This is a genomic window from Nocardia beijingensis NBRC 16342 (assembly GCF_001612785.1).
Classification (GTDB): Bacteria; Actinomycetota; Actinomycetes; order Mycobacteriales; family Mycobacteriaceae; genus Nocardia; species Nocardia beijingensis.
Map to the genome: position 1 here is coordinate 17,677 of NZ_BDBC01000058.1, position 13,079 is coordinate 30,755.

Here is a 13,079-nt window from a genome sequence, read left to right on the forward strand (position 1 = left end):
TAGGATAGCCTCACCATACGCGAGAGGAAGGTTGTGCCGGTGCGCGTCGTCATTCTGTTCGGAACCGAGATGGGCACCGCGGAGTCCGCGGCCGACAGCATCGCCGAGGAACTGCGCGAGGCGCACGACGTCTCGGTGCACGACATGACGGACTTCGACATCGAGGATCTGGACGTCCGCGACTTCCATGTCGTCGTGTGCTCGACCTACGGCGACGGTGAGCTGCCGACCGGCGCCGAACCCTTCGCCGACGCGCTCGATCGCGACACGCCGGACCTGAGCGGCCTGCGCTTCGCCGTCTTCGGGCTCGGCGACATCGTGTACGGCGACACGTTCAACCGCGGCGGCGAGATCATCGCCGAGAAGCTCGCCGCACGCGGCGCCGTCCAGGTGGGCGAGCACGCGCGACACGACGCGTCGACGGAGGTCCGCGTCCGGGACATGGCCCGGGACTGGGCCGCCGCGCTGGACATTCCCGCGCTGGTCGCGGCCTGACCGCCGCCGGGCACGGCTCCGCGGTCACCGGAAAGCGGTCCGGACAAAGCGCCCAGCGCCAGCGCACAAGGGGCGCAGCGTCTTAGACTGCTATCAAGCGCGGCACAGCCCGCCGCGCTCGACGATCCATGAGGTGACGAAGATGGCAGCCGGAGCGAGCCCCGCCCAACGTCAGCACAACTCGACAGATCATCCCGAGCTGGACGTGCTGCCGGAATGGCCGCTGGAGACCATCGGCGTGCTGGTGACGACCGACCCTGCGCCGCACGCGATTCCGGTCTCCTGGCCGGTGCGGGCCGGTGACCGGCGCATCCTGATCAGCCTCAAGTCCGATCGCGGCTCGCTGGCGCGGCTGCGCGAGCGCCCCGAGGTGGCGCTGCTGATCCTCGGCGGCGGCAATGTGGCGATGTGCGCCAGGGGCACCGCGCACGTCGTCGCCGAGCGGATGCCCGACGCCGACGACTATGTCGCCGTCCGCATAGATGTCGACGTCATCGACGATCACCGCCAGTCGGCCTTCGCCGTGGTGCAGGGCATTCAGCGCACGGTGCTCGACGACGAGAGCGAACTGCGCGCGCTGCGGGGCCGGGTCGACACCTTGCGGTCCTGGGCAGACCACCAGAACTGAATCGGCCCGGCGTTCCCGGGAGCAGAGAAGAGGCGGCACCGGCCGTGCCGCGCGGAAGGGGATCATGAGCGTCACTCTGGCCAAAGGCGGCAACGTCTCGCTGTCGAAGCAGGCCGCGAATCTCACCAAGGTGGCGGTGGGGCTCGGCTGGGACGTGCGCACCACCACCGGCGCCGACTACGACCTCGACGCCAGCGCGCTCGCCTGCGGACCGAACCTGAAAGTGCTGTCCGATCAGCATTTCGTCTTCTACAACAACCTGCGTTCGCCCGACGGCTCCATCGAGCACACCGGCGACAACCTCACCGGCGCGGGTGAAGGCGATGACGAGGTGATCAACGTCGACCTCACCGCCGCTCCCCCGAGCATCACCAACATCTTCTTCCCGGTGTCCATCCACGACGCCGACGCCCGCGGCCAGTCGTTCGGCCAGATCCGCAACGCCTTCATCCGCGTCGTCGACGCCACCACCGGCGTAGAACTGGCCCGCTACGACCTCACCGAAGACGCCTCCACCGAAACGGCCATGATCTTCGGCGAGCTCTACCGCCACAACAACGAATGGAAGTTCCGCGCCATCGGCCAGGGCTACGCCTCCGGACTCGCGGGCATCGCCCGGGACTACGGGGTCAACGTCTGAGGGTTCGATTCCGTTCGCCGCGCGGGTCCTCCAGCCGATGTTCTGACAGCATCGAGAAGTGGAGGATCAGCGTGGAGGTCCGGAGCTGATCAGGTCAGCCAGCTCAGCTGCGTTGTGTGCGATATTGGCTCCACTGTGTCGTTCGGTTGCCTGCGCGGATGTCGTCTAGTCGTTGGCGTAGTCGCTGGGCGTATGCGGGTGAACTCGTAGCGCGGCGAAGGGGGCCGGTTAGTTGGACGAGGTCTCGCATGTCCAGTAGCAAGTCGTAGCCGGACCAGGCGGACAGGTCGTAGCCGTATTCGTCGATGAAGTTGCGGACCCAGGTGCGGTCGCGTCCGTAGCGGACCGAAGCGTGCCATGTAGGGATCAAGTCGACTTCGCGCGGGCCGATGCTTACCCAGTCCCAGTCGCCGAGGATTGCCGTCTTGGGATCGGCTCGGTTGTCCCACAGCAGGTTTCCTGCCCATGCATCGCCGTGGATGAGACCGAATCCGAGGGGCCAGTCGAGCTCACTCAGCTCTTTGCGGATCTCATCGATGCGTTCGAGAAGCCAGGATTGTTCGTCGTGTGTGATCGAGTCGAGCGCATGCTTTTCCAGTAGTGCCCCGCGCAGCGACTCCAGGGGCGTCCATGTCGGCAACTCCAAGGCCGGCGGTGCGGGGAGGTCATGCAGGGTGCGCAGCAGCCGCCCGAGTTCTGTGGAGGTCGGCGCCGGGGTGTCGTCTGTCTGTGGGTAATAGGTCCAGAATCCGATGGTGTGTCCGGCGACCTCGATCGGTTCCACCCCAGGAAGGGGAGCTGTGGCATCGAAACCGTGTTCGGTGGTCAGCCATTGTGTTACGGCGCACGTGCGGATCTGTCGGTCTGAATCCGCCTCTGTCCGGCTGACCCGTGCGACTGCGTCATGGCGCGGCAGCACATAGACGGCGTTGCTCGAATGGTGAATGAGGACTGCGTCTGTCGGGTCCAGCCCACGAGCTTCGCATCCTCGGCGCAGCACGGTATCGATCGTTGATGACATGTTTCAGCCTTATCCCACTAACGCAACGGAGGCCTGGAACTCGTGTTCGACCTGTTGAACCGCAGGCTTACTCGCGAAGGGTGCGAGGCGGCGCCGAACGAGGTTGATCGATTCGATCGCACGGGAGCTGGTCAGTCCGCGCGCCGCAGGAAGCGTGTCCAGTAGTACCTGGCACGCCTGCTCGACATCGACGTCTGAATTGCCCACGCGTTCTCCATCCTCCGGCACGAAGGAGGCTGCAAGCGTTGCCGCGACCAGGACCTTCCTTCGCTCCATTCCTACCGAGTCCGCCAGAACAATAGGTGCCTGTTCGCGTACGTCTGTCGGACGTCGCCCATCGTGAGCGACATACATGAACTCGGCCGACAGCTGGCGGTCGGTGAAGAACCGAATCCAGTCCGGTTCGTCATCTGGCCGAGCACGGCCGAGATGCCGTTCGGCGTCGTGCATCGCTCTTGCGCTCGCGCTGGCATCGTTATTGAGCGCATGTGCACGCGCTAGGAGCGCGTTGCAGCGTGCCGCGGTACTGGGGGAGCCTGACTGCTCGGCGGCCTGCACTGCGGCGGTACCGCATCGCACGGCCTCGGTGGGACGGCTGAGGTAGTGGGCCTGCATGGACATATCGGTGAGGATGTGTGCGCCCAAGGCGGTGTTCCTGGCCGCTTTCGCCAGTTGGAGGGCCTGCTGAAAGTGCTGCTGCCCAAGACCCTGCTGCGCAGAGTCGAAGCACATGAAACCACTCAAGTTGCATAACCGGGCGGAGACGGCATACAGCTGAGAGGCTGTCTGGTCGTCGTAGGAACCGCGCAACGCTGGTATGACAACGTCATCGATGAGCCTTGCCAGGGTCGCGCGAGCGTAGCCTCCACCGAGGTGATGATCTGCGTTGGCGAATACACTGCACATCGACCACATCACCGCGACATCGGTGCGCCCTACACGCCGATGGCCTGTGCCGCGGCCGAACGTAGGAACGGCTGACTTCAACCATTCGCGGACAGGGTCGAAAACTTCCAAGCCGACCCAGGGCGCAGCGGTTTCTGCGGCCACCAAGGGTGGAGATGTACTCATCTCTGCTGCGGCAGAATTCATGTCGAGCCACATGCGTTGGAGGACGCCGTCGGTGTCCAGCGCTCTATCCATTCGCGCGGCGAACGCTTGCGTCGGACGGCGTTGAGCTTTCTCGATTTTGCCGATCAGCGAACCGCTGTCGTGGCTGATTGCCCCGAGCTGGTTCAGAGACAGTTTCCGTAGCAGCCGCCAGTGCCGCAGCTCGGCGCCGAAGAACTGTCGCGCCGACTCCATGGCGGCCAGTTCACGCGGTTGTTGGGCCATCGCTACATCCTCTGTGACCTGGTCGGATGCGACCACTACCGGGACAGCCTCGAACGGGGACAGTTTCTTGTCCGCATCCAAGATATACCGGCTTCCGTTGCCTCCGTCACAGACTGAAGTCGCGTCCGACGCCGGGTCGATGCCGATCTTCCTCTCGGCACACCGGCCCGCAATGCCGCTGGTCGGTGGCGCAAGCCCTCGGCGTCGGGCGCGATTCGAAATCTCAGGGAGGCAGAGCATGGTTTCGCATAACAATGCAGGAAGATTCGCTGGCGAGGGTGCGTCGTCAGTCCGCGGCGTGGGACGGGGCCGCCGAGCTGTAGCTGAGCACGAGCCGCCTGATGTGCGGGTCGGGGAGTCTGCCGAACAGCGCTGCGCCTTCTACAGGCGAGTGTGTGGCTTACCGACTCGAGTCGATGCGGCCCTCGGCCGGATCGAATTGGTGGCCGGATCGGTCGGCGCCGTGACGATGCCTGCACATATCGGTGCTGGCGTGCGGCATCACATGCAGGTCAGGCAGCACGCGTTGGGGCCGATCTTCACTCACCCGCGGTCCGGGACATGGACGTTCCTGATTCGTCCCGACTTTCCGGACGACCCGCGGCTGTTCGCGATGTTGTTCCGTCACCAGGTCAAGGTCATCCGTAATGGAGGACTGATCGCTCTGCCATCTCCAGTAGGCATGCCCGCAGGAGTCCGCCGGTGGATCGAACCGGCGCGCGATACCTACCGCCCGCTGGGCGCCGTGGTGATTTCCTCGGTGCGGGCGTGCGTCGGCCCGCGCTGGTCTTCCGGCCAGTCCCGCAGTCGCGCCTCGTGACCGGTCCGGGAGGGTCCCCGCGGCCGATGGAACGGGATGTCCATCTGTCGATCTACCTGAACGACGTGCGCTTGGACTTCGCCGCCTGCCTGACGGCCGCGCTGCTGTTCGTCCAGGATTTCCACGCCCACAACCATCGCAACGCCATCCACGTGATCTCGGACGATCCCCGGCACCTGCCCCGGCTCCCCAATGAACGCCTCTACCTCGAGCCTTAGCCACATCGGGGCGACCGCCCGAAACCACGTAACGACCATCACTGGTGCGCAATGATCGGAACAACTAACCCCTTCGCTTCCGAGCGAAAAGCGGAGCGGACCTATCTCGATATCGCAGCCAACGACCACGGCCACGAGAAAGGCATGCTCGTGCACCGCGCTCTCTCGCGCGTAGCAGGCGCCGAGCCGCACATCATCGAGATCGGCCCTGGTGGAGGTGCTGCGGTCGAGTTTCTCGCTTCTCAGCTCCGTGACCAGCCCCGCGACGTGCGATTGACTCTGATAGAGGCGCCCGGAATCGCATCTCGGTCGCTGACGCAGGCTATCGACCAGTTCAACGCAGTCGGTACCTGCGAGCTGCTTCATGGATGGGCCCAGAACATCGGATCAATGGTCAGCGAACCCGTCGATGTGATCAGCGCATCGGCACTGCTGCACGAGGTGTACTCCTACGGTGGTGCATACAGTGGCCTGCACAGCTTGATACGGATCTTTCCGACGGTACTGAAGCCTTATGGATTCTTCGTCTACCGTGACGTCTACGCAGTCGATGCCGTATCGCTGCACGAGCGCGTCGTCCAGTCCTACAACGCCCAGTCGTGGCTGCAGTTTCTTCGTCTGTTCGTGCCGCACTATCTACGGGAAGGCACGCATCCCTACCATCGCCACGACGACGACTTGGTCATTCGCCAGAACTCCCGCATCGTGGCGGCAGCAGAACTGGACACTCGGATCTGCGCGGTCATCCATGCGCCGATCGGGCTTTTTCGCGAACTGCAACGTCACTACATCACGCTGCGCGATCACGTTTGGAGGTCGGGAGTCCTCGGATTCACCCCGACTCTCGACGGCCAACTGTCGGGCGACTGGATCGACTTCCGCGCTGGACACAAACGTGTGCACTTCTCATTCACCGGTGACGGATGGTTATCGCAGAATGACCGCGCCGCCATCGAGGCGGTCAGCGAACGCTACGGCGATCACCACGTCATCGACAGCGACATCTTCGACACTGTCACCGACGTAGCGCTCAGTCTGTTCCTCGCCGCGGCGGAGCGCGGCGACGGCGACTGCAGCCACGTATGGGGTACTTGGCTCGAGCGGGAGGGCCGAGAAACCTACGCCTATCTCACAGCAGATGAGCTTCTGACTGCGTTCGCCACCAACTCCGTGGAGGCAGAATCCAGTCCGTCCGTGCTTGTTCCTGTGCGGGCCACCGACGTGCTCGTCCGAGAGCGCCACTATTACAACCGATTTCTGCGCAAGAGTCTTGCGAACCCTTTGATCGACGCCAAGCAGATGGTCTTGTTCCAGAACGTTCCTGTCGCCGACTCCGAAGTTCTGCAACAGGCGCTGGGAACGATCCGTCGACACTGCTCCAAACCGAACCTGGCCCGCGTACACACGGCCATCCATGCGAGAGGATGATCCAGCACATGCACTTGATCGAGGTCGAGCGTAAACGGGAACTTCCCGACCCCCACGTCCTTCGGCAGCGCCTCACCGAACTCGGATATCGAGAGGCCGGACACCTCACCGAGGTCGACATCTACTACAGCCGACCCGACGTCGACTACATGAAGACTGTTGAATGCCTTCGTATCCGGCGTCGCAATGGCTTCGCTGAGATGACCTATAAGCCGCCGTCCAACGCTGCTACACACAGCGACGCCGACGTGATCGCCAAGCGCGAAACCAACGTCACCCTCAGCGGGCCGGAGCAAGCCGAGTCGGCCAGTCGGCTACTGGACGCGATCGGCATGGTCGAACTCGTCCGTGTCGAGAAGCGCAGGACCATCTACCAGCACCCGGAGCGTGACGACATCATCGTCAGCATCGACGCCGTCACCGATGCTGGAACATTCGTCGAAACGGAAATCACGGCGGCCGACACGGAGGTGGCATCCATTCACCTCAGTCAGGTCGAAGGGGAACTCGACATCACTGACTACCCGATCATCAAGTTGCCTTATCGAGACCTGGTCCTGGCAGCCCGTGGGAGCAGTGTGAATGTTCAGCTCCAATGACCGCAGCAGAACAGGTCATCGCAAGGTTTGCCTACTTCGCTGCCGTAGGCGACGAAGTGCTGTATCGGGCTCAGGATTTGGTCGGCGGTGGCTCGGTCGAGGGGTGGAGCGGATCGGGGGCTCGGGCGGTCCCAGGTGGGTGGAGGGTCGTCGAGGTCGAAACGGGGTGCGCCGTCGATGAACAGGGTCCATAGTGGGTGGTCGGGGAAGCCGTTGATTCTCAGGACCCACCATTGGCCGTCGACGTAGGCGGCGACGGGGAATTTGCCGTTGCCGGTTGATTGCCATTGTGGTCGGGCGTTCAGTTCGGGATACGGCATTCTTTCAGTGTCCCCTGGCACGACGACCGCGCGGATGTGGCCGCAGGCGGGTGAGGCGGGCTTCTACTCGTAAGCCCAGAAGGCGCGCCAATCCTCTGCGGTGAGCGGAAGACGTTCACCGCGGTCCTTTTCCGCGATATCCTCCGCCGAGCGAATGGCGGCAGCGAAGGCCAACGTTGCTTTGCGGAGGCGTTCTTCGGCGCTCTCCGGGCCGCCGAGATGGACGACGCGGAGGGCTTCGGGCACCAGGTCGGGCGGCAGGCCCGCCTTGGTGCTGCGGGAGACGACCTTCTCGGCGAGGGCGAGGGCGGGCTGAGCCATGGCGATGCCGTCCAGGCAGGAGCGGCGGGACTTCTCTGCGGATTTGCGCTCTTCCCAGGCGCGTTCCTGGGCGGCGATCTTCTCCGCCACCGAGGCGTCGGGATCGATCGCGGAGTCCACTAGGTGCGGGCTGCGGTTGACCAGCTTGGCCACCAGCGAGGCGGCGACGTCATCGACGGTGAATTCCCCTGCGGCCTCCGCGATTCTGGAGTGGAAGAGCACTTGCAGCAGCAAGTCGCCGAGTTCCTCCTTGATCGTCTCGGCATCCTCATGCTGGATGGCGTCGAGCAGTTCGTAGGTCTCCTCGAGCAGGTAGGGGCGCAGCGAGTCGTGGGTCTGGGTGACCTCCCAGCCGCCGAAATGCCAGAGGCGGTCCATCACCTCGACCGCACCGGCCAGCCCCGCCGCGTCCACCGCCGTGTCGGTGCGCGGCTCCGATTCCCCGTCGTGCGCCGCGCGATGACGGGCAGCGCGCAGGACGGACTCGTCGCGTGTGGAACTCATCGCGACGCCATCTCGGCGGCGACGGTGAGATCGACCGCTCCCTGCGCCTTCCCGTCCAACGCCAGCAACAGATCGGCGACGAATTGCAGCAGCACGACATCGCGGACGCGCTCGGCCCCGACACTGTCCTGCACGCGTGGCAGCGGAAGCTGCACCACCCCGGACGCGGCTCGATACCCCGCGCTCGGGTAGAGCCGCTTGAGGCGCATCTGCTTGGAATCGGGCAGGTGCAGCGGCGAGATCTTCAAGGTGGTCCCGGTGACCGCGATCTCGGTGACCTCGTACTCCCGGGCGAGCAGCCGCAACTTGGCTACCGACACCAGGCGCCCGACCTCCACCGGCAACGGGCCGTACCGGTCGACGAGCTCTTCCACCACCTGCGCCAGCGCCGAATCGTCCTGCGCGGCGGCGAGTTTCCGGTACGCCTCCAGGCGCAGCCGGTCACTGGCGATGTAGTCGGGCGGGATGTGCGCGTCGACGGGCAGGTCGATGCGCACCTCCTTGACCTCCTCGGTGGTGATCGGCTTGCCGTCCGCGGCGGCGCGATACGCCTCGACGGCCTCCCCGACCAACCGCACGTAGAGATCGAAACCGACGCCGGCGACGTGACCGGACTGTTCGGCGCCGAGCACGTTGCCCGCGCCGCGGATCTCCAGGTCCTTCATCGCGACCGCCATGCCCGCGCCGAGATCGGAATTCTGCGAGATGGTGGCCAACCGGTCGTAGGCCGTCTCGGTGAGCGGCTTCTCCGGCGGGTACAGGAAGTACGCGTAGCCGCGTTCCCGGCTGCGCCCGACCCGGCCGCGCAGCTGATGCAACTGCGAAAGGCCGAGCGCGTCGGCGCGTTCCACGATCAGGGTGTTGGCGTTGGAGATGTCCAGGCCGGTCTCGATGATCGTGGTGCACACCAGCACGTCGTATTCGCGCTGCCAGAAGCCCTGCACGGTGGACTCGAGCGCGTCCTCGTTCATCTGGCCGTGCGCGACCACCACGCGCGCTTCCGGCACCAGATCGCGAATCCGCTTGGCCGCCTTGTCGATCGACGACACCCGGTTGTGCACGTAGAACACCTGGCCGTCGCGCAGCAGTTCGCGCCGGATCGCGGCGGTGACCTGCTTGTCGTTGTAGGCGCCCACGTAGGTGAGCACGGGGTGACGTTCCTCCGGCGGGGTGAGGATGGTCGACATCTCGCGAATTCCGGCCAGGCTCATCTCCAGGGTGCGCGGAATCGGGGTGGCCGACATCGTGAGCACGTCGACGTGCGTGCGCAGCGCCTTGATGTGCTCCTTGTGCTCGACGCCGAACCGCTGCTCCTCGTCGACCACCACGAGACCGAGGTCCTTCCAGCGCACACCGGTCTGCAACAGCCGGTGCGTGCCGACCACGATGTCGACGCTGCCGTCGGCCATGCCTTCCAGCACCGCGCGGGCCTCGGCCGGGTCGGTGAAGCGGGACAGGCCCTTCACGGTGATCGGGAAACCCGCGACACGCTCGGTGAAGGTCTGCAAGTGCTGCTGGGCGAGCAGCGTGGTCGGCACCAGCACGACGACCTGCTTGCCGTCCTGCACCGCCTTGAACGCCGCGCGCACCGCGATCTCGGTCTTGCCGTAGCCGACGTCGCCGCAGACCACGCGGTCCATCGGGACCGGCTTCTCCATGTCCGCCTTCACCTCGGCGATGGCGGTCATCTGGTCGACAGTCTCGGTGAACGCGAACGCGTCCTCCATCTCCTTCTGCCACGGCGTGTCCGGCCCGAACGCGTGCCCGGGGGCCGCCTGGCGCGCGGCGTACAGCTGCACGAGTTCGCCCGCGATCTCGCGAACGGCCTTGCGCGCCTTGCGTTTGGTGTTGGCCCAGTCCGAGCCGCCGAGCTTGGACAGGCTCGGCATCTCGCCGCCGACGTAGCGGGACAGCTGGTCGAGCGACTCCATCGGCACGAACAGCCGGTCGCCGGGCTGGCCGCGTTTGCTCGGCGCGTACTCGATCACCAGGTACTCGCGGCGCGCGCCGCCGACGGTGCGCTCGATCATCTCGACGAACTTGCCGATGCCGTGCTGGTCGTGCACCACCATGTCCCCCGCGCTCAACGCCAGCGGATCGACCTGGTTGCGGCGTTTCGCCGGCATCCGCTTGCCCTCGGTGGGCGCGGTGACGCGGTTGCCGGTGAGGTCGGACTCGGCGACGACCACCAGGCCCGCGCCCTCGAAGATCAGGCCGTCGTGCAGCGAACCGCACAGCACGCCCACCACGCCCTCGTTCGGTTCCGCGCCCGCGTCCAGCGCGGCGGCGGGCACTTCCGCATCCGCCAGCCGTTCCATGATGCGCTGCGCCGTGCCGTGACCGGCGACGACCACCACGGCCTTGCCTCCGGTGAGCACGTGGGCGCGCAACGAGGCGAACATGGTCGCCACCAGCTCGTCGGATCCGCGCGCGGCCGGGCCGGGCAGCACGGGCAGCACGACCTCCGACGCATCCCCTGAGGCGAGCGGGCTCAGCGTCCACCAGGGCAGACCTTGCCGGTCGGCGTCGGCGTGCACCTCGGGCAGCGGGCGGTAGGCCGAGGCGGCCAGGTCGAGCCCGTGCCCGCCGAGCGGCGCGGCGCCACCGAACGAGGCCGCGGTCCAGGAGGCCTCCAGGAATTCCTCGCCGGTGCGCACCAGGTCGGCCGCGCGGGTCCGGATCTTCTCCGGATCGCACAGCAGTATGTGGGTTCCCTCCGGCAGCACCTCGGTGAGCAGGCACAACTGTCCGGGTTGCAGCACAGGCAGCAGCGCTTCCATGCCCTCGACCGGGATGCCCTGCGCCAGCTTCTCCAGCATCTCCACCAGCGCCGCGTCGGCCGCGTTGACGACGGCGACCTCGGCGGCCCGCTCGCGCACCTCGGGGGTGAGCAGCAGTTCCCGGCACGGCGTGGCGACCACGACGTCCACCGCGACGTCCGGCAGCGAGCGCTGGTCGGCGACGGAGAACGGCCGCAGCTCGGTGATCTCGTCGCCCCAGAACTCCACGCGCACCGGATGGTCGGCGGTGGGCGGGAAGACGTCCAGGATGCCGCCGCGCACCGCGAACTCGCCGCGTTTGCCCACCATGTCGACCCGGGTGTAGGCGAATTCCACCAGCCGCGTGAGCAGTTCGTCGAAGTCCAGCTCGGCGCCGACGCGCAGCACGACCGGCTCGATATCGCCGAGCCCGCCCGCCATCGGCTGCATCAGCGACCGCACCGTGGTCACCACCACGCGCAGCGGCGCGGGGAAATGCGGGTCGTCGGGGTGCGCGATCCGGCGCAGCACCTCGAGCCTGCGTCCCACCGTGTCCGCGCCCGGGGAGAGCCGCTCGTGCGGCAGCGTCTCCCAGGACGGGAACTGAGCGACCGCGGGGCCGAGCATCTCCACCAGCTCGACGGTCAGGTCGTCCGCCTCCCGCCCCGTGGCCGTGACCACCACCAACGGCCGCTCGGCGGCCATCCTGGACGCGACGAACGGCCGCACCGCCGACGGCGCGACCAGCTCGACCGACGATGTGCCGATCAGCTCCGCGACGGTCCGTAGCGAGGTATCGGCACCGGCCGCGGCGGCCAGTCCCGCCAACGGGGGGCGGTGGGTGGACATCGACAACTCCTGAGCGCAGGCGACACGTTTCGAGCGGCCAACCGAGTCTAGTGAAGCGGGCATCTCGTTTTTCCAGCGCCCGCGCCGCCGCGAGGAGAGACTGCCTCTCCTGGCCTGCCCGAGAGCGACCGACGGCGCCTGCTTCACCAGAGGTGCAGGAAACTCCGGACGTCGTCGAGCCCGTCGAGTGCCCGCCCGTCCACGTCCGACGGATCCGCCTCGGCACGTGCCGCCAAGGAGCGCGCCAACGCGACAGACTCATCGCTGAGCCGCCCGAACCGCCGAGCGGTATGTCCCAGGCACAGCCCGGCCAGCCCGAGCAGAGGGCTTCCGGAAACAGCTCGCGTTCCGACCTGCACGCACCAGTGCTCGACGAACTCCCGATCGTCGTCGTTCAAGGCGCTGCCCACCAGAGCATCCGCCGCCTCGCCCTCGTACGCCCGGTCTCCGAGCGCCCGCTCCAATACCGCGATCACCACCTCATGCGGCAGAGCCGGAGGATTGTGGAAGGTCCGATGCTGATGCATGCCGCGAAATTACCCATCCCTCGTGCCCGGCCCCGTGACTCGACAGGCGAACGTTGCCCCGACACGGGCACCAGCGCAACCCACACAAACCGAGCCCTCGGCGCTCGAGCGAAATGAACCAAGCGCCATTCGCGCCCGCCCACATTCCCACGTCCACCGCCCACACGGAGCGACCACCGACCAACGCGCGCCCTATGCCGAGCTCGGCAGCCATCGCGCCCAGCGCACCGCAACCACGTCTTACGAGCGAAGCGCGACCGAGCCTGTTCCGTTCGCGGCCCGGCTCGCGTCCGAGCGGCCAACGGGCACGCGACACAGGGAGTAAGCGACGGCAAGGCCGACACCAGCCACTACACCGCGCACACCATGCAGCGAGCCTCGGCACCAACGTACCCAGCGCGCCGCAACACCCGGTTTCGAGCGAAGCGAGACCGAGCACCCGCCGTTCGCGGCCCGGCTCGCGCCTGAGCGGCCAACGGGCACGCGACACAGGGAGTAAGCGACGGCAAGGCCGACACCAGCCACTACACCGCGCACACCATGCAGCGAGCCTCGGCACCAACGTACCCAGCGCGCCGCAACACCCGGTTTCGAGCGAAGCGAGACCGAGCACCC

13 protein-coding genes are annotated in these 13,079 nt (G+C 66.4%); 7 read left to right on the forward strand and 6 right to left on the reverse strand.

Translation table 11 applies throughout. The annotated features are described in order from the left end of the window. Positions 1-39: 39 nt before the first annotated feature. The 3 genes from NB3_RS28145 (at position 40) to NB3_RS28155 (ending at position 1,763) form a co-directional block, all read left to right on the forward strand. A complete protein-coding gene (locus tag NB3_RS28145) occupies positions 40-495 on the forward strand; it encodes a flavodoxin domain-containing protein (RefSeq protein ID WP_067809417.1) in 456 nt (151 codons plus the stop codon). A gap of 142 nt (positions 496-637) precedes the next feature. After that, positions 638-1,123 carry a pyridoxamine 5'-phosphate oxidase family protein gene (locus NB3_RS28150; protein WP_067809419.1) on the forward strand — a complete coding sequence of 162 codons (486 nt, stop codon included), beginning with the start codon at positions 638-640 and terminating at the stop codon, positions 1,121-1,123. A gap of 64 nt (positions 1,124-1,187) precedes the next feature. After that, positions 1,188-1,763 carry a TerD family protein gene (locus NB3_RS28155; RefSeq protein WP_067809394.1) on the forward strand — a complete coding sequence of 192 codons (576 nt, stop codon included), beginning with the start codon at positions 1,188-1,190 and terminating at the stop codon, positions 1,761-1,763. Between the two features lie 103 nt (positions 1,764-1,866). On the opposite strand, the gene NB3_RS28160 is transcribed toward NB3_RS28155, so the two are convergent. Further along, positions 1,867-2,784: a phosphotransferase gene (locus NB3_RS28160; RefSeq protein ID WP_084823742.1), complete on the reverse strand. Its 918-nt coding sequence runs from the start codon at positions 2,782-2,784 to the stop codon at positions 1,867-1,869. Positions 2,785-2,793: 9 nt separating this feature from the next. After that, positions 2,794-4,200, reverse strand: coding sequence for a helix-turn-helix domain-containing protein (locus tag NB3_RS28165; protein ID WP_169810757.1), 1,407 nt, complete (start codon positions 4,198-4,200; stop codon positions 2,794-2,796). Positions 4,201-4,561: 361 nt separating this feature from the next. Between NB3_RS28165 and NB3_RS28170 the strand changes: the two genes are divergently transcribed. Genes NB3_RS28170 through cyaB form a run of 4 tightly spaced genes read left to right on the forward strand, consistent with a single transcriptional unit; the run spans position 4,562 to position 7,184 of the window. Next, on the forward strand, positions 4,562-4,939 hold the full coding sequence (locus tag NB3_RS28170; RefSeq protein ID WP_244892119.1) for a DNA-directed RNA polymerase subunit beta: 378 nt from the start codon (positions 4,562-4,564) through the stop codon (positions 4,937-4,939). Between the two features lie 26 nt (positions 4,940-4,965). Next, entirely contained in the window at positions 4,966-5,157 is a 192-nt protein-coding gene (locus tag NB3_RS28175) for a hypothetical protein (RefSeq protein ID WP_067809401.1), read from the forward strand. Positions 5,158-5,208: 51 nt separating this feature from the next. Then, positions 5,209-6,585, forward strand: coding sequence for a hypothetical protein (locus NB3_RS28180; RefSeq protein WP_067809403.1), 1,377 nt, complete (start codon positions 5,209-5,211; stop codon positions 6,583-6,585). 8 nt (positions 6,586-6,593) lie between these two features. Beyond that, positions 6,594-7,184: a class IV adenylate cyclase gene (gene cyaB / locus NB3_RS28185; RefSeq protein ID WP_157112054.1), complete on the forward strand. Its 591-nt coding sequence runs from the start codon at positions 6,594-6,596 to the stop codon at positions 7,182-7,184. Here cyaB and NB3_RS28190 read toward each other — a convergent pair. From NB3_RS28190 to NB3_RS28205, 4 genes are all read right to left on the reverse strand, one after another. Then, positions 7,172-7,504, reverse strand: a complete 333-nt coding sequence (locus NB3_RS28190) for a hypothetical protein (RefSeq protein ID WP_067809406.1) — start codon at positions 7,502-7,504, stop codon at positions 7,172-7,174. The two genes, cyaB and NB3_RS28190, sit on opposite strands and share 13 nt — an antisense overlap. Before the next feature lie 63 nt (positions 7,505-7,567). Then, positions 7,568-8,329 carry a nucleoside triphosphate pyrophosphohydrolase gene (locus tag NB3_RS28195; RefSeq protein WP_084823744.1) on the reverse strand — a complete coding sequence of 254 codons (762 nt, stop codon included), beginning with the start codon at positions 8,327-8,329 and terminating at the stop codon, positions 7,568-7,570. After that, on the reverse strand, positions 8,326-11,937 hold the full coding sequence (gene mfd / locus NB3_RS28200) for a transcription-repair coupling factor (protein ID WP_067809408.1): 3,612 nt from the start codon (positions 11,935-11,937) through the stop codon (positions 8,326-8,328). Before mfd ends, NB3_RS28195 begins: the two co-directional genes overlap by 4 nt. A gap of 143 nt (positions 11,938-12,080) precedes the next feature. Further along, entirely contained in the window at positions 12,081-12,464 is a 384-nt protein-coding gene (locus NB3_RS28205) for a hypothetical protein (RefSeq protein WP_218020652.1), read from the reverse strand. Positions 12,465-13,079: the final 615 nt, after the last annotated feature.